The following is a 15572-nucleotide window of genomic DNA, read 5'->3' on the forward strand; positions in this document are numbered from 1 at the left end:
CTCGCAGATGACGCTACTCGGACTTTACAACTATTGGGTATTTATTCTGCTGCTAGTGGTGGGCTTATACGCCGTCATTGCCAGTGGTAACTATGTCAAGCGGATGATTGGACTCGGTATTTTCCAGTCGGCTGTATTTCTATTGTTCATTACCATGGACAAGGTCGAAGGCGGCACGGGACCTATTTTCCGTGGTCCGCCATCGCCTGACCAATTGTTTGCTAACCCACTGCCGCAAGTGCTGATCCTGACGGCCATCGTGGTGGGCATTGCGGTCACGGCACTAGGGCTTGCGATTGCCATTCGCATTCGTGAGGAATATGGCTCGGTCGAAGAAGCCGATACCCGCCGACTGGATGAGCAAGCATGACGTTACTGGAACAACTCCCCATTCTGGTTGTGGTGGTACCGCTATTTGTGGCGCCTCTGCTGGCCATGGTCGCTAGCCGTGGGCGTGCGCCTTGGCTGATTGCCACTGTCACGAGTGCTGTCACGTTTCTGATTGCCATTGGCTTGACAGCCCAAGTCTTGCAAACCGGCACGATCTATTACGAACTGGGCAACTGGCCAGTGCCGTTTGGCATTGGCTTGGCGATTGGTCCGTTCTCGGCACTGATGGTGTTGATCATCAGCGGCGCATCGCTGGCAGCGCTCGTGGCCGGCGCCCAAAGCATGGACAGTGAAGTTGGCGAGCAACATCAATCATTGCTGTATTCCTGCTGGCTGTTGGCGCTAGCCGGTCTGATCGGGATCACCGTGACTGGTGATGCGTTTAACGTGTTCGTATTCATGGAGATCTCGTCACTGGCCTCGTATGTCATGGTGGCCAACGGACCCAACCGCCGTGCGCTGACCGCGAGCTTCACCTACTTGGTCACGGGTACCACTGGCGCGACGTTTTATCTGATCGGCGTGGGTTATCTCTACATGATGACAGGCACGCTGAACCTGGCTGACATGGCCGATCGCCTGGCCGATGTATCAGACACCTTACCGGTTCTGATCGCAGGTGGGTTCCTGATTCTGGGTTTGGCGCTCAAAGCCGCGCTATTTCCCATGCATGCCTGGATGCCCAATGCCTACCAGTTTGCACCGACACCGGTGGCTGTTTTCTTTGCGGCGTGTTCAACCAAAGTAGCGCTCTTTGTGATGCTGCGCTTTGACTTTGTCGTACTGCTACCAAACCTCGGTGATCAGGCTTACTTCCTGTCTTCGCTGCTTATTCCGCTATGTGTGGCTGCTTTCCTGGTGGGCTCGGCCGTGGCGATCTTTGAGCGTGACCTCAAACGCATGCTGGGTTATTCATCAGTAGCTCAGATTGGTTACATCGTATTAGCCATCTCACTGGTCAGCAGTGCCGGCATCACCGCTGCCGTGGTGCATTTCTTTAACCATGCGTTGATGAAAGCAGCCTTATTTACGGCTGTAGCCGGCATTGTTTTACGGTTTGGCAGTGCCAACCTTGATCAACTAGCCGGTCTTGGTCGTCGCATGCCATTGACCATGCTGGGGTTTGTGATCGCTGGCCTGTCACTAATCGGTGTGCCACTGACCGCAGGTTTTATCAGCAAGTGGTATCTGATACAGGCTGTGCTTGAAGAGCCCGGTCTGGGTATCTTGCTAACCATCTTGATTCTGACAAGCTCACTCATGGCGGTTGTCTACATCTGGAAAGTGGTCGAAGTCGCCTATTTCAAAGCACCGGCCACGGGCTCACTCGATGACATCAAGCGCGAAGAAGCGCCCATGCCAATACTGGTCACCCTGTGGGTGTTAGTGGCAGCCAACATTTGGTTTGGCATTGACCCCGAACTTCCCTTGAGCCTAGCCAACATGGAAGCTTTTGATCTGATGGGAGGCGGACGATGAGCGATGTGACATTGATTCTGTCCGCCTTGGCGATCCCACTGGTAGGCGCCTTGGTGATTGCGCTGACGGGTGCCAACCGCAACTTACGCGACAGTTTGATGGTGGCCTCGGCAGTCTTGGTATTTCTGACTGTGCTCTCGATCCTGCCATCGGTCAATGCGGGCGGTCGACCCGGCGTGGTGCTGTTTGAGATCATGCCCGGTTTGCCATTGGCGTTTGCCGTTGAACCGCTGGGCATGATATTTGGATTGGTGGCATCGGGCCTTTGGGTGGTGACCTCGCTGTATGGCATCGGTTACATGCGCGGTGCGCATGAGAAGAACCAGACCCGATTTTTTGCGTGTTTCTCGATCGCGATCTTCGCAGCTCTGGGCGTGGCATTTGCTGACAACATGTTCACGCTGTTTATCTTCTATGAAGTGTTGTCGCTATCGACCTATCCATTGGTCGCACACAAGGGCAATGAAGAGGCCAAGCGCGGCGCCCGTATTTATTTGGGGCTTTTGTTAGGCACTTCGATTGGCTTGATGCTGCCTGCCATGCTCGTGACCTGGTTTATGGCCGGTACGTTGGATTTTGTGCCGGGCGGGATTTTGCAGGACAACGTCAGTCGCGGCATTGGTGCTGTGCTGCTAATCCTCTACATGTTCGGTATCGGTAAAGCCGCACTGATGCCGTTTCACCGCTGGCTGCCATCGGCCATGGTCGCTCCCACGCCAGTCAGTGCCTTGCTGCATGCCGTGGCCGTGGTTAAGGCCGGTGTATTCACGGTCCTCAAAGTCAGTGTGTATTTGTTTGGTCTGGATTACCTGCAAAGCCTCTGGAGCAGTGACCTCATCATGTGGGTAGCGGCGTTCACGCTCTTGTCCGCTTCAATCGTTGCCCTGCAAAAGACCAACCTGAAAGCCCGGTTGGCGTATTCCACGGTCAGCCAACTGTCCTACATTGTGCTCGGTGCCATGCTTGCCAATGAATTGGCAATCTTGGGGGGTGGCCTACATATCGTGATGCATGCGTTTGGCAAGATCACGCTGTTTTTCTGCGCCGGTGCGATCTATGTCGCGGCTCACAAGAGTGAGATCCCGCAAATGGATGGTTTGGGTCGCAAGATGCCGATTACGTTTTTTGCGTTCCTATTGGGTGCGCTCTCTGTGATTGGTGCGCCACCACTTGGTGGTTTCTGGAGTAAGTGGAATTTGATGCTAGGCGCCGTAGAAGCTCACCACGCCATCATGATTGTGGTGTTGCTCATCAGCACGCTACTGAATGTGGCGTACCTGATTCCACCGGTGATTCGCGCATTCTTGCTCGCGCCACCCAAAGAAGATGCCCATCATGATCACCACGATGAGCATGACAGCACCAGCTTACGCCGCTTTGGCCTGGCAGAAGCCCCGCTGTTTTGTTTGGTGCCGCTGGTGTTCACCGCACTGGGTACATTTGTGCTGTTTTTTGAATGGGTACCCATTCGCGCTTTGCTTCAGACAATCTTCACCGGAGCCGCGTCATGAAAATCTCCCGACTCGGACGCATCCTCGAATGGATGGTCAACAATTCCAAACTGCTTAGCCGTGTGATGCTCACGATCATGGCGCTGCTGGTGATTGCCAACTTCATTTTCCCGGCAGGCTACGACCGGTTCTTCTGGGAGTCACTACCAGGTGCGGGTGCGGTTTATGGCATCTTCTCCTGCTTCGTGATTGTGGTGGTGTCTAAATTCCTCGGCTACAAATTTTTGTATCGCCCTGAGGACTACTACGACAATGAAAGCAAGCCCAACAGTCTGATTGGTGACCCGGCCAAGCGGGAGGCCCAAGATGACTGAAACCCAAGCCGTGATGCAAAGTGGCTGGTGGCTGCATCCAAGCATTTTTCTGATCCTCGGTGCGCTCGTCATCCCGTTCCTGAAAGGAACAGTCCAGCAAGGCTATCGGGTCGCACTGGCACTGGCTTTCATCTTCATTGTGTTCCAGACTCAAGCCGGCGTATATGGACAGTTCTCTGTCGCGGGTCTGGAATTTGTCACCGGTCGTGCGGACAAGCTAAGCCTGGCATTTGCCTATGTCTTTAGCCTGATCACGCTGATCGCTACCATCTACTCCCTGCACGTGAAGGACAACATCCAGCATGTGTCCGCATTAATTTATGCAGCGGCAGCGACCGGGGTGGCATTCGCCGGCGACCTGCTCACACTCTATGTGTTCTGGGAAATGATGATGCTAGCGTCAGTCTGGCTCATCTGGCGTCGCAACACGCCGACCGCCTACACCGCTGGCTACCGTTACCTGCTGGTTCACGCGGTCAGTGGTGTCATGCTCTTGGCAGGCATCGTGCTGCAGTACGGTGAGACCGGATCGATGGCGTTTGAGCAGATGCAAGCCACTGGCACGGCGTTCTATTTGATCCTGATCGGGTTCCTGATCAATGCTGCTGTGCCACCACTGCATGCCTGGCTATCAGATGCTTACCCAGAGTCGACCATCACTGGGGCGATTTTCTTGAGTGCACTGACCACCAAGACAGCGGTCTACACCTTGATTCGCGGATTTCCAGGTACGGAGTTCCTGATCTGGATGGGCGTGGTCATGGCACTGTGGGGCGTGGTGTATGCAGTGCTTGCCAACGACATCCGCAGACTGTTGGCCTATCACATCATCAGTCAGGTGGGCTACATGGTGGCCGGTGTCGGTATGGGCACAGCCATTGCATTAAATGGTGCCACCGCACACGCCTTTACCCACATTCTTTACAAGTCCGTGCTGTTCATGGGGGCTGGTGCCGTTATTCATATGACCGGCAAGAGCAAGCTGACCGAACTAGGCGGCATCTATAAGTACATGCCGCTGACCTTTGTGCTTTACATGATCGGTGCTGCCTCCATTTCTGCCTTCCCGCTATTTAGTGGCTTTGTTAGCAAGACCATGGTGGTTGAAGCCGCGGCAGTCGACAAACTCGCTTGGGTATGGCTACTGCTGTCAATGGCATCAGCCGGTACGTTCTTGCACACAGGCTTAAAACTTCCGTACTTCACGTTCCTGTCCAAGGACGCGGGCTTGCGTCCGGCCGAGGCGCCGTGGAACATGTTGCTAGCCATGGGCATTGCAGCGTTTTTCTGCATCTTCATCGGCGTCTACCCAGCATGGCTCTATAGCTTCATGCCTGCACCGGTGGAATACAACGCTTATTCAGCAGGCCACTTGTTCTGGGAGCTGCAGTTACTGCTGTTCACAGGATTAGGCTTTTTCTTGATGCTCAAACATCTGGGTGGTGAGCGCAAGCTAAGCGTGGATACCGACTGGGTCTATCGCAAACTTGCGCCCATTGTTGTCTTTGGCATCAGTGATGTAGTCCGTCAGAGTTGGCGAGGCTTTATCACTGCCATGCAAAAGCGCCTAGGCAACATATGGCAATCGATGGGTCAAACCTATGGCAGCAATGGCCCCATCGGCCAGACCTGGAGCATCGGGCTAACCACGGTGTGGGTGGTGTTCTTTGTGGCGCTCTACGGACTGTACATACTGCTGTTCTGATGAGCGACATACTGCATATCGAGCCGTTGTCACAGTCAGCGTTCACCGACTACGGCGATGTCATTGGTGGTCACATGGCCACCAATGGCAAGCTGATCAATCAAGGCACGACCACGAAGTTTGCGTCTGAAGCACTCAGCCTTACAGCCAAAGACGGTCAAGGCCAAGCATTTCTCTACCGTGCCAAAGGACAAGCACTGCCACTGACACTGCGGGAGCTTGAACGTCACCGATTGGGTAGTCAAACATTTGTGCCCATGGGTGGCGTGAACTTTGTAGTCGTGGTGGCGCAATCAGATTCAAGCGGCCAAGCACCAAACCTCCATACCTTGCGAGCATTCTGGGTCGATGGCAATCACGCCATCACATTGCGTGCAGGCACCTGGCATCACGGGTTGATCGCTGCCGAGGATGGGGATTTTGTGGTGATTGAGCGGGTAGCGGCTGAGGTGGATTGCGACGTGTTTATGATCGAGCAACCGATCACGCTAAAAGCCTATGCTTTGTAGTAGGGTAAAGCTCTTATCAGGAATGCCTTTCGTACAAAACTTTGCCAACCCGGTTGATGTGGGATATCAGCTCCGGGTTTTGAAGTTGGTGATAGAGCGAAAGATCAATTTGATAAGGTAGTAGCAGATCATCTAGATCCGTCAATAACTGACCATACGTTTGGCTATCCATTTTTGCTTCTAACGTCATATCGATATCAGAACCGGGTTTGAAATTTCCTTTTGCCCTAGAACCGTACAGAATGACTCGATTTACCTGTGGATACCGCTCAAATACTTCTCGCATTTTTTCCAGATCATTGGCGAGTAATCCATACATAGGTTCCATAAGCGAAGTACAAATCAAAGTTATGAACTAATGTTCGAAAGACGATCGAACTGCTCTTCGAGCTCATTGAATAAAACAGCATAACGCTGCTTCAAGTTATCCAGAACTATACTCACGGTTGCCTCATCATAAATATGTACCGTATTGTTACGATCTTTCAACATCTCCATCCAAGCATGTCCATCACTGATTAACCCTAATTTAAACGCTTCGCGTATCGCATCTCGTGATCCAGCGATAGATGCTACGCCCTGCCAAATTAGATAGTCTCGCAGCACTTTCCAAGACAGCTCATATATAAATTCAAACCCCTTGATCACGCCTTGCTTTTCTAGATTCGTCAGCGGACGCTGTTGCATGAGGGTTAAAGCCTCTTTTAACTGTACATGTGCTTTTTTGAAGTTAACAAAGCGCTGTTTCCAGCGAATATCTTGATCTGACATATGCGGTCTCCTAAAGCCGTGGAGCATAGCAAGACACCTGCAGCCCCTGATCACCAGTAGGGCAAAATCTACCCGGAGCGTTAGTCCTTTGCTAGCCTCAATATTTCAGCGTATTACGTCAACTGCAAAATAGCATCAGCCGCCTTTTGCGCAATCACCAACGTCGGTGAATTGGTATTGCCCGACGTAATGGTTGGCATCACCGATGCGTCTGCAACCCATAGCCCGTCTATGCCATGCACCCGAAGCGAAGAATCAACCACGGCCATCTCATCTTTGCCCATCTTGCAAGTACCCACCGGATGAAAAATCGTGGTCGCAATATCACCTGCCGCTTGGGCTAATGCCTCTGGGCTCGTGATCTCTGGACCGGGCTTGATTTCTTCTGGATGATAGAGTGCTAATGCGGGCTGTGCGACGATGCGTCGGGTCAACTCAATGCTTTGTGCGGCCACCTTGCGATCTTCTTCGGTCGAGAGGTAACAGCAATTAATGCGTGGTGCGACATCGGTGTCGGGTGACACGATCTCAACAAACCCACGACTAGAAGGCCTGAGATTACAAACTGATGCGGTAAACGCTGGAAAGTCATGCAAAGGGTCACCAAACTTCTCTAGTGACAAGGGCTGCACGTGATACTCGACATTGGCTCGATCGTAGCTTGGGTCGGACTTGGCGAACACGCCCAACTGCGAGGGTGCCATGCTCAAGGGGCCAGTCCGATTGATGAGATATTGCAAGCCCATCTTGGCTTTACCCCACAGGCTATTGGCCATGGTATTCAAAGACTTGGCATTCTGGATTTTGAATACCGTTCTGATTTGTAGATGGTCCTGCAGGTTGCGGCCCACACCTGGTAAGTCATGCAGCACCGGGATGTTCAGCTTTTGTAAGAGCGTAGCTGGACCAATACCGGAGGACTGCAGAATTTGCACTGAACCGATCGATCCGGCGGCCAGCACTACCGCGCCTTTGGCAGTAGCGATTAGCTTTTGTGCGTGGCGCACAAACTCAACGCCCGTAGCTCGCTTGCCATCGAAGATTAGGCTCGTGGTGCGCGCATGCGTGAGGATGGTCAGGTTGGTCCGGTGTTCAATGGGCTTGATAAACGCTTTGACCGCATTCCAGCGCCAGCCAGAACGCTGATTTACCTCAAAGTACGAAGCACCCTCATTGTCGCCACGATTGAAATCCTCAATCTTGGGAATGCCTGCTTGGGCTGCCGCCTCCCGAAATGCATCCAGAATCTCCCACGATAGACGTTGCTTTTCTACTCGCCACTCGCCGCCGGCACCGTGCATATCACTTGCACCACCGTGGTAGTCCTCCATGGATTTGAAGATCGGCAACACATCATCCCAGCCCCAGCCTTCATTGCCCGCATCACGCCAGCTGTCGTAATCCTGGCGCTGGCCACGCATGTAAATCATGCCGTTAATGGATGAACAGCCGCCCATGACCTTGCCACGGGGGTAACCAAGTTGACGGCCATTGAGCCCCGGATCGGCCTCGGTTTTAAACAACCAGTCAGTTCTGGGGTTTCCAATGCAGTAGAGATACCCCACCGGGATATGAATCCAGTGGTAGTTGTCCTTGCCACCAGCTTCAAGCAACAACACCCGTTTGGAGGGGTCGGCTGAGAGCCGGTTGGCCAACAGGCAGCCTGCTGTGCCCGCCCCCACCACGATGTAATCAAACTCGCCTGCACTCGGAGTGTTTGAGCGGTTGGTTGAATCGGTCGGCATCTTGTCCCCGGCAAGCTCCCTGAAGAGCGTAAATTATGTGTACAGTTGTAGTTTTGTTGGATTTAGTTCATTTTGTAGGTCAACGTCAAGTTGCCTTTACTTCGCCGCCTTTGGCCCTAACCAGTTTGAACCCATTATGACCGCTACTGCTACTCTCGAATTTTCGGTGACAACCTCGAAGAACCGTCGCAGCGACGAAGAAAGAGCAAGGATACTTGCCAACCCTGGATTCGGTGTCAATTTTAGCGATCACATGGTTGGCATCGACTGGTCGCTCGAACGCGGCTGGTACAACGCCAGAGTACAGCCCTACGGTCCGCTGTCGTTGGACCCAGCCTGTTCAGTGCTGCATTACGCACAAGAGATCTTTGAAGGTCTTAAGGCTTATCGCCATGCCGACGGCTCGGTCTGGGCATTTCGGCCACAGGCCAATGCGGCACGGATGCAGCGCTCAGCCGAACGTCTGGCACTACCCCCACTACCTGAAGCCGAGTTTCTGGAATCGATTCGACAACTGATCCTCGTTGACAAAGCGTGGGTACCGACCGCACCCGAGACCAGCTTGTATTTGCGTCCGTTTACGATTGCCAGCGAACGGTTCTTGGGCGTACGAGCTGCTCAACACGCCTCTTATTATGTGATCGGTTCTCCTGCGGGCGCTTACTTTCCCAAGGGTGTCGCCCCCGTGTCGATCTGGGTGTCTGAACACTACACCCGCGCCGGACGCGGTGGCACCGGTGCCGCCAAATGTGGCGGTAACTACTCTGCGTCGCTGTTGCCGCAACAGGAAGCCTACAAACAAGGTTGCTCTCAGGTCTTGTTTTTGGATGCCGTCCATGGAACCTATCTGGAAGAGCTAGGTGGCATGAATCTGTTTTTAGTGCGCAAAGACGGCTCGCTGTTAACCCCGTCGCTAACTGGCAGCATTCTGGAAGGTGTCACGCGTGACAGCCTGATCCAATTGGCCAAAGATCAAGGCCGGGTGGTTGAAGAGCGACAAATCACGCTTGAGGAAGTGCAAGCGGGCATGAACAATGGCGAGATTTCTGAGGCCTTTGCCTGCGGTACCGCCGCTGTGATCACCCCGATTTGCTCGATCAAGGGTAAAGACTTTGTAGCCGGGCGTGATGATGCGCCGGCTGGTGAACTCACCATGTCACTGAGGAAAGCATTGACTGATATTCAGTATGGCCGTGCTGCTGACCCGCATGGCTGGATGATGAAACTGGCTTAAGCGCTCCCCCACATGAAAACTGCCATCTCGAAATGGAATGAACGATTCCTCGCCTCTGACGATTATGTGTTTGGTAAAGAACCAAACGCATTTCTGGTCAAACACGCTACACCCCGAATCAAACCCGGCATGACCGTACTGGCTGTGGCCGACGGTGAAGGTCGCAATGGCGTGTGGTTAGCCGAGCAAGGCTGTGAAGTGTGGTCGGTTGATTCAGCACCGGCTGCATCAGAAAGAGCCCGAGCACTGGCGGCCGAACGTGGTGTCAACATGCACGTAGTGACAGCAGACGCTACCGAGATGGACTGGGATGCCCGACAGTACGACATGGTAGTCGGTATCTTTTTTCAGTTTGCCAACCCCAAGTTACGGGCCGAGCTGTTTAAAGGCATGAAGCAAGCCACCCGATCCGGTGGATACCTTCTCATCGAAGGCTATGGCCTTAAACAACTGGAGTACAAGACCGGTGGCCCCGGGATCCCGGAGCACCTCTACACCCTTGACCTCATGCGCGAACACTTTGGTGACATGCAAGTCGAGGTACTCGAGGAATACGACGCCGCACTAAGTGAAGGCAAAGGCCATCAAGGGATGTCAGCCTTGGTGGATCTGGTGGCCCGTAAGCCATAAAAATCCAGCCTGTCGTTTCAGACTGAAATCTCAACTGGTCTGTTGGAGTTTGGCGTCATACCAGGCGCGTGATCGGTTCACCATGCGCACAAGCCACAGCATCACGGGTACCTCGATCAGCACACCCACCACCGTGGCCAAGGCCGCGCCACTGTCAAAGCCATAAAGTACGATGGCCACGGCCACCGCCAACTCAAAAAAGTTCGAAGCGCCAATCATGGTCGACGGCCCCGCCACATCGTGACGCACACGGCAACGTAAATTCAACCAATAACCAAGACCTGCAATCAACAGGCCTTGCAACAAGATCGGCACAGCCAGCATGGCGATGATGAGTGGTTGCTCAATAATCGCTTGCCCTTGAAATGAAAACAACAGCACTAATGTGGCCAACAACGCCATGATGGTGAACGGACCAATCCGTTCAAGCATGCGTGCATACGCCTGTGGTCCCTTTTGCATGAGGCGCTTGCGCGCCCATTGAGCGATCGCCAACGGAATGACGATATAGATCACCACCGACAACAACAGAGTATCCCAAGGCACCGGAATCGAAGACACCCCGAGCAACAACGCCACGATCGGCGCAAAGGCAAACACCATCACCAGGTCGTTCAGTGCCACCTGACTGATGGTGAAGTTCGCATCGCCTTTGCACAAATTGCTCCAAACAAACACCATGGCGGTACATGGCGCAGCTCCAAGCAGTATCAGACCAGCAATGTAGCTATCGATCTGGTCTGCCGGCAACCACGGTTTGAACACGTAACCGATAAAGAGCCAACCGAGAGCAGCCATGGTGAAGGGTTTGATGGCCCAGTTCACCACCAGGGTGATGCCAATGCCCGCGCGCTGTTGCCATACATCCGCAATGCGCGAGAAATCTATTTTCATGAGCATCGGAATGATCATGATCCAGATCAGTAAACCTACCGGAAGATTGACGTGTGCAATCTCCAGCTTGCCAACGAACTGGGCTAGCCCCGGTGCGACATTACCAATCGCAATGCCCGCCACCATGCACAACACCACCCAGACGCTTAAGTACCGCTCAAAGACACTCATGCAGTTGTTCTACCAATCTCATCGACCTTCGATTGTAGAGACAAGCGGTCCAGTTTTTCGATCGGCAGCTCGACAAATATCTCAAGTCGACGCCGGATCTGACGTAACGCATCGCCAAATGCTGTCATCTGAAGCGCCTCATTGCCGGTTACCGCGGCTGGATCGCTGACACCCCAGTGCGCTGTCATCGGCTGCCCCGGCCAAGCCGGACACACTTCGCCAGCCGTGTCGTCACAAACGGTAAACACGAAGTCCATCACTGGCGCATCCGGTTTGCCAAACTCGGCCCAGTCCTTGGGCCGTAACTGATCCAACGGATAGTCCAGCCCCTTGAGCACTTCGAAAGTCAGCGGATGCACCGCCTGGGCTGGCTGGCTGCCGGCACTGTAGGCCTTGAAACGACCCTGGGCCATGCGGTTTAACAATACCTCGGCAATCTGGCTGCGCGCTGAATTGGCGCGGCACAAGAACAGAACATTCCAGGGTCGATCTTCTGTGGTCATGATGTTTCCGATTTAGGTTTGGACGTGCAACGTGGCGTTGACGTTGCATTTGGCATACAGGGGTTACCGCCGCAACAGTTGTCCGTCAGAAACCCGAGCAATTCAGACATGGCATCGAATAATGCTGTGTAGATCACAAACCGGCCCTGTGTACGGGATGTCACCAAGCCACTTTGTTGCAACGCACGCAAATGGAAATTCAAGGACGACGGCGGCATATCAAGTAACCGGGCCATCTCGCCAGCAGGCAAGCCGTTCGGACCGGCTTGCACCAACTCTCTAAAGAGCCGTAAGCGCACGGGATGGCCAATGGCAGCCAACATGGCGGCTGCTTGCTCGGTAGATACGGACTCGGTTTGTGTTTGCATGGGAAGGATTGTATTTCGATAATTATCGAAATGTTTGTGAATTTTTAATGACAGGTTTTTAAATGGCGATTCCCTCAATGAGATTCCCGCTTCTAAACTGAACGAGTCCACTGTACTGATGAAGGCATCCATGAACTCTGCCAGCTTGAACCGCCTGCTTTGCCCACAGACTGTCGCTGTGATCGGCGCCTCGGAAGACGCCTCACGCATCGGTGGCAAACCGATTGCTTATATGCTCAAGCAAGGTTTTGCGGGGACAATCTTGCCGGTTAATCCAAAACGCGAGACGGTTCAAGGCTTGAAAGCCTATCCGAGTATTGATGCCCTACCAGAGACACCGGATGTGGCCATCGTCGCTGTGCCAGCCTCAGCAGTGCTAGACACGGTCACGGCGCTGGCCAAGCGAGGCTGTGCCGGCGCGATTCTTTTTAGTGCCGGGTTTGCTGAAATCGGTGAAAAAGGGGCTGCACTACAAGATGAGATAGTGGCCATGGCCAAAGCCCATGGCATGCGCTTGATTGGCCCGAATTCACTGGGCATGATTAATCCACAAACTCATTTTTACGGTAGTTTTGCGACCGGTCTTGAGCTTGGCTTTCCTAAACCCGGTAACGTCGCCATCGTGAGCCAGTCTGGCGCCTACGGCGCTCACCTGATGACGGCTGCGGTGGCTGCCGGCATTGGCCTATCAGCCATGGTCATGACCGGTAACGAGGCCGATCTGACTTTAGGCGACATCGTTGACCTACTGGTCGAGGATCCAAACACCAAGGTCATTGCCCTTTACTCCGAGGGTGTAAAAGAGGCCGATACGCTGGTGGCCGCGCTTGAACGCGCCCGCCAAAAGCGCAAACCCGTGGTCATCATGAAGGTGGGACAAAGCGCATTGGGCCAAGCCGCTGCTTTGTCGCACACGGCGTCTATCGCCGGCGATGACAGGGTGTTTGACGCCGTCATGGCTGAACTAGGTGTCGTGCGAGTGCAAACCACCGAGCAAATGCTTGACATTGCGCGGCTAGCCACCCGTGGCATTTACCCGGCTGACAACACGCTCGGTGTGTTTACCGTCAGCGGTGGTGCTGGCGTGATTATTTCGGATGCCGCCGCACTACATCAGCTTGCCATGCCACCCATGCCTGAATCCGCCCAGAAAAAACTGCTTGAACTCTTGCCATTTGCCACCCCTGTCAATCCAGTGGACACCACTGCACAGGTGCTAAATGACATGACGCTGATGCGAGCATTTACCGAATCACTCGTTGTCGACGGCGGCTACCGGTCCATTCTCGGATTTGTCACCTACACCGCCACAGCCGCTACCACCGGTGATCGCCTACGTGAGGAACTGAAGTCGCTCGGTCAGGCGCATCCTGATCGTCTGTTTGTATTGATTGCCTTGGGCGATGCCGACAAACTCAGGCGTTATGAAGAAGATGGTTTCACCGTGTTTGAAGACCCAAGCCGGGCGGTGGCTGCAATTGCGGCCATGGGTCATTATGGTCAGGCGTTTGATCGCCAACCTAAGCAAACGCCCCCTGCTATGGCAGCCATCACTTTGCCCGATACCACCCCAAGCGAAGCCACTGCCAAAGCCATTCTATCCGCGGCAGGGATCTCAGTGGTTCCAGAGACTGTCTGTACAACACCAGAGCAAGCCATCGCCGCTAGTCAAGCTCTCAATGGTCCGGCAGTCCTTAAAATCGTCTCGCCCGATATTCTCCACAAAACCGAGATGGGTGGCGTGCTGCTAAATGTGCAAGGCGATGACCAAATACGGGCAGGATTTCAGACGTTAATCGAGCGTGCCAAGCAACATGACTCTGCCGCCAGAATTGAAGGCGTACTCGTTGCCAAACAAATGCAGGGTGGGGTGCAATGTCTGCTGGGCATTCAGCGTGACCCCGTGTTTGGCCCCATGGCCGTGTTTGGCTTAGGTGGCATATTTGTTGAAATTCTCGATGACGTGGTGCTACATCGCTGCCCATTTGGTGAAGACGTCGCGCTCGAGATGATTCACAGCATCAAGGGCGCACCGCTGTTGCTCGGCGCACGCGGACAAGCAAAGGCAGATCTCAAGGCCTTGGCGAAGATGCTGGCCAAGCTGTCGGCCTTTGCTGTGGCCGCAGGCCCCAAGCTACAGTCCATCGACCTGAACCCGGTGTTTGTCATGCCTGAGGGCGAAGGGGTCTACGCCGCCGATGCGGTAATTACGTTGCAACCTTAGCCAAGTAAAGCTCAGGCCGCCTGCAGCATAAACTCAACCTTCACCGCATCAAACGGAAACTGCACTTGACCTTGACCGTCCTGGTTTCTGCACACCACACCAGCGGCGATCAACGCAGTGATATCACTGTGGACTGCTTTGACATCCCGATTGACACGGCGCGCTGCCGCCCGAATAGACATTGGCCCGGCGCCACACATTGCCTTCAGCAATTCCCAACGCTTAGCGGTCAATACCTGCCATAGCAACTCTGGCGTTGCGAAGCCGATGCGCGCGCAGGGATCGGCTTTGCCCGTTTGCATAGCTCTGGCAGCATCAGCCAAACCCTTATTAAGGTCACGAAGGTCCAAAATCAATATGTTCACTTTATCAACCTATTGTGTCTTAGCGGGAAAATTTGCCCATTTTGCTTTCGTCATATGTGGCAGCACACACTGCAACCAAACCAGACAACAGTTACACACCCCCCACAAACAACAAGTCCCGGCCAACATCGATTGGCCGGGACTCGGTATTGCTTGGCTATCTGAAATGACCGCTAAGCGGTCGACTACTCAAAACGGAATGTCGTCGTCCAGATCACCCAGATTAGCGCTGCCACCCGCAGCAGGGGCTGCCGGTCGCTGTGCTTGAGGACGGGCTGCGGGACGCGAACCGCCTTCGTAGCCGCCGCCACCGCCACCCTCACCACCCATGCCATCGCGCCCACCTAACATTTGCATCTGGTCGGCTATCACTTCCGTGGTGTATTGATCCTGCCCTTCCTTGTTCTGCCATTTGCGGGTGCGCAGGCGACCTTCGATATAGACCGGGCGACCTTTGCGCAGGTATTCACCGGCAATTTCAGCCAGACGGTTATACATGACCACGCGGTGCCACTCGGTTTCTTCGCGGCGCTCGCCGGTTGCCTTATCTTTCCAGTTGCTAGTGGTTGCAATCGAGATATTGCAAATCGCGCTGCCTTCAGCACTGTAGCGTACCTCTGGGTCACGTCCCAGATTGCCCACCAGAATCACTTTATTGACCGATGCCACTCAGTTCTCCCTCACTCAAAATTTACCTTCGCTTGCGTCAGAAACCGCAATGTCGTCATGTTGCCTGACATAGCCGGACAACGGTGACAA

At 53.9% G+C, this 15572-nt stretch carries 17 protein-coding genes; 9 read left to right on the forward strand and 8 right to left on the reverse strand.

Features of this window, described 5'->3' with window-relative positions; translation table 11 throughout:
* The first annotated feature begins 7 nt into the window (after positions 1-7).
* The 6 genes from DHf2319_RS00420 to DHf2319_RS00445 are packed head-to-tail and all read left to right on the forward strand — an operon-like array spanning position 8 to position 5908.
* A complete protein-coding gene (locus DHf2319_RS00420; RefSeq protein WP_243478850.1) occupies positions 8-370 on the forward strand; it encodes a cation:proton antiporter subunit C in 363 nt (120 codons plus the stop codon).
* Complete coding sequence (locus DHf2319_RS00425; protein WP_243478851.1) at positions 367-1869, forward strand: monovalent cation/H+ antiporter subunit D family protein; 1503 nt, start codon at positions 367-369, stop codon at positions 1867-1869. The genes DHf2319_RS00420 and DHf2319_RS00425 overlap by 4 nt, the downstream gene beginning before the upstream one ends.
* Positions 1866-3380: a proton-conducting transporter transmembrane domain-containing protein gene (locus DHf2319_RS00430; protein ID WP_243478852.1), complete on the forward strand. Its 1515-nt coding sequence runs from the start codon at positions 1866-1868 to the stop codon at positions 3378-3380. Before DHf2319_RS00425 ends, DHf2319_RS00430 begins: the two co-directional genes overlap by 4 nt.
* Positions 3377-3694, forward strand: coding sequence for a hypothetical protein (locus DHf2319_RS00435; protein ID WP_243478853.1), 318 nt, complete (start codon positions 3377-3379; stop codon positions 3692-3694). Before DHf2319_RS00430 ends, DHf2319_RS00435 begins: the two co-directional genes overlap by 4 nt.
* Positions 3687-5399: a Na(+)/H(+) antiporter subunit D gene (locus DHf2319_RS00440; RefSeq protein WP_243478854.1), complete on the forward strand. Its 1713-nt coding sequence runs from the start codon at positions 3687-3689 to the stop codon at positions 5397-5399. Before DHf2319_RS00435 ends, DHf2319_RS00440 begins: the two co-directional genes overlap by 8 nt.
* Entirely contained in the window at positions 5399-5908 is a 510-nt protein-coding gene (locus DHf2319_RS00445) for an ureidoglycolate lyase (RefSeq protein WP_243478855.1), read from the forward strand. The genes DHf2319_RS00440 and DHf2319_RS00445 overlap by 1 nt, the downstream gene beginning before the upstream one ends.
* A gap of 16 nt (positions 5909-5924) precedes the next feature.
* On the opposite strand, the gene DHf2319_RS00450 is transcribed toward DHf2319_RS00445, so the two are convergent.
* The 3 genes from DHf2319_RS00450 to DHf2319_RS00460 form a co-directional block, all read right to left on the reverse strand.
* Entirely contained in the window at positions 5925-6236 is a 312-nt protein-coding gene (locus DHf2319_RS00450) for a nucleotidyltransferase domain-containing protein (protein WP_243478856.1), read from the reverse strand.
* Positions 6237-6256: 20 nt separating this feature from the next.
* Positions 6257-6679: a nucleotidyltransferase substrate binding protein gene (locus DHf2319_RS00455; RefSeq protein WP_243478857.1), complete on the reverse strand. Its 423-nt coding sequence runs from the start codon at positions 6677-6679 to the stop codon at positions 6257-6259.
* Between the two features lie 113 nt (positions 6680-6792).
* Complete coding sequence (locus DHf2319_RS00460) at positions 6793-8424, reverse strand: GMC family oxidoreductase (RefSeq protein WP_243478858.1); 1632 nt, start codon at positions 8422-8424, stop codon at positions 6793-6795.
* Between the two features lie 136 nt (positions 8425-8560).
* Here DHf2319_RS00460 and DHf2319_RS00465 point away from each other — a divergent pair, with 136 nt between their 5' ends.
* The gene (locus tag DHf2319_RS00465) at positions 8561-9658 is read left to right on the forward strand and encodes a branched-chain amino acid aminotransferase (protein WP_243478859.1); all 1098 of its coding nucleotides are present in this window, start codon (positions 8561-8563) and stop codon (positions 9656-9658) included.
* Positions 9659-9670: 12 nt separating this feature from the next.
* Positions 9671-10288 (forward strand): SAM-dependent methyltransferase, encoded by a 618-nt coding sequence (locus tag DHf2319_RS00470; protein WP_243478860.1) that lies wholly within the window; start codon positions 9671-9673, stop codon positions 10286-10288.
* Between the two features lie 30 nt (positions 10289-10318).
* Here the strand turns inward: DHf2319_RS00470 and arsB are convergent, their stop codons facing one another.
* Genes arsB through DHf2319_RS00485 form a run of 3 tightly spaced genes read right to left on the reverse strand, consistent with a single transcriptional unit; the run spans position 10319 to position 12224 of the window.
* Positions 10319-11353: an ACR3 family arsenite efflux transporter gene (arsB, locus tag DHf2319_RS00475; RefSeq protein ID WP_243478861.1), complete on the reverse strand. Its 1035-nt coding sequence runs from the start codon at positions 11351-11353 to the stop codon at positions 10319-10321.
* The gene (locus DHf2319_RS00480) at positions 11350-11856 is read right to left on the reverse strand and encodes an arsenate reductase ArsC (protein WP_243478862.1); all 507 of its coding nucleotides are present in this window, start codon (positions 11854-11856) and stop codon (positions 11350-11352) included. The genes arsB and DHf2319_RS00480 overlap by 4 nt, the downstream gene beginning before the upstream one ends.
* The gene (locus DHf2319_RS00485; protein ID WP_243478863.1) at positions 11853-12224 is read right to left on the reverse strand and encodes an ArsR/SmtB family transcription factor; all 372 of its coding nucleotides are present in this window, start codon (positions 12222-12224) and stop codon (positions 11853-11855) included. The genes DHf2319_RS00480 and DHf2319_RS00485 overlap by 4 nt, the downstream gene beginning before the upstream one ends.
* 130 nt (positions 12225-12354) lie before the next feature.
* On the opposite strand from DHf2319_RS00485, the gene DHf2319_RS00490 reads away from it, so the two are divergent.
* Complete coding sequence (locus tag DHf2319_RS00490) at positions 12355-14448, forward strand: acetate--CoA ligase family protein (RefSeq protein WP_243478864.1); 2094 nt, start codon at positions 12355-12357, stop codon at positions 14446-14448.
* Positions 14449-14459: 11 nt separating this feature from the next.
* Here the strand turns inward: DHf2319_RS00490 and DHf2319_RS00495 are convergent, their stop codons facing one another.
* Both DHf2319_RS00495 and ssb read right to left on the reverse strand, forming a co-directional pair.
* Entirely contained in the window at positions 14460-14813 is a 354-nt protein-coding gene (locus tag DHf2319_RS00495) for an HVO_A0114 family putative DNA-binding protein (RefSeq protein ID WP_243478865.1), read from the reverse strand.
* Between the two features lie 189 nt (positions 14814-15002).
* The gene (gene ssb, locus DHf2319_RS00500; protein WP_243478866.1) at positions 15003-15482 is read right to left on the reverse strand and encodes a single-stranded DNA-binding protein; all 480 of its coding nucleotides are present in this window, start codon (positions 15480-15482) and stop codon (positions 15003-15005) included.
* Positions 15483-15572: the final 90 nt, after the last annotated feature.

This window comes from Orrella daihaiensis, from assembly GCF_022811525.1.
GTDB lineage: Bacteria > Pseudomonadota > Gammaproteobacteria > Burkholderiales > Burkholderiaceae_B > Algicoccus > Algicoccus daihaiensis.

Excerpts from the sequence above, each read along its gene's own strand:
- DHf2319_RS00445 (WP_243478855.1), top strand. The coding sequence starts at position 5,399 with ATGAGCGACATACTGCATATCGAGCCGTTGTCACAGTCAGCGTTCACC.
- DHf2319_RS00485 (WP_243478863.1), bottom strand. The coding sequence starts at position 12,224 with ATGCAAACACAAACCGAGTCCGTATCTACCGAGCAAGCAGCCGCCATG.
- DHf2319_RS00430 (WP_243478852.1), top strand. The coding sequence starts at position 1,866 with ATGAGCGATGTGACATTGATTCTGTCCGCCTTGGCGATCCCACTGGTA.
- DHf2319_RS00420 (WP_243478850.1), top strand. The coding sequence starts at position 8 with ATGACGCTACTCGGACTTTACAACTATTGGGTATTTATTCTGCTGCTA.
- DHf2319_RS00480 (WP_243478862.1), bottom strand. The coding sequence starts at position 11,856 with ATGACCACAGAAGATCGACCCTGGAATGTTCTGTTCTTGTGCCGCGCC.
- DHf2319_RS00425 (WP_243478851.1), top strand. The coding sequence starts at position 367 with ATGACGTTACTGGAACAACTCCCCATTCTGGTTGTGGTGGTACCGCTA.
- DHf2319_RS00450 (WP_243478856.1), bottom strand. The coding sequence starts at position 6,236 with ATGGAACCTATGTATGGATTACTCGCCAATGATCTGGAAAAAATGCGA.
- DHf2319_RS00435 (WP_243478853.1), top strand. The coding sequence starts at position 3,377 with ATGAAAATCTCCCGACTCGGACGCATCCTCGAATGGATGGTCAACAAT.
- DHf2319_RS00460 (WP_243478858.1), bottom strand. The coding sequence starts at position 8,424 with ATGCCGACCGATTCAACCAACCGCTCAAACACTCCGAGTGCAGGCGAG.
- DHf2319_RS00465 (WP_243478859.1), top strand. The coding sequence starts at position 8,561 with ATGACCGCTACTGCTACTCTCGAATTTTCGGTGACAACCTCGAAGAAC.
- DHf2319_RS00440 (WP_243478854.1), top strand. The coding sequence starts at position 3,687 with ATGACTGAAACCCAAGCCGTGATGCAAAGTGGCTGGTGGCTGCATCCA.
- DHf2319_RS00490 (WP_243478864.1), top strand. The coding sequence starts at position 12,355 with ATGAACTCTGCCAGCTTGAACCGCCTGCTTTGCCCACAGACTGTCGCT.
- DHf2319_RS00470 (WP_243478860.1), top strand. The coding sequence starts at position 9,671 with ATGAAAACTGCCATCTCGAAATGGAATGAACGATTCCTCGCCTCTGAC.
- DHf2319_RS00455 (WP_243478857.1), bottom strand. The coding sequence starts at position 6,679 with ATGTCAGATCAAGATATTCGCTGGAAACAGCGCTTTGTTAACTTCAAA.
- arsB (WP_243478861.1), bottom strand. The coding sequence starts at position 11,353 with ATGAGTGTCTTTGAGCGGTACTTAAGCGTCTGGGTGGTGTTGTGCATG.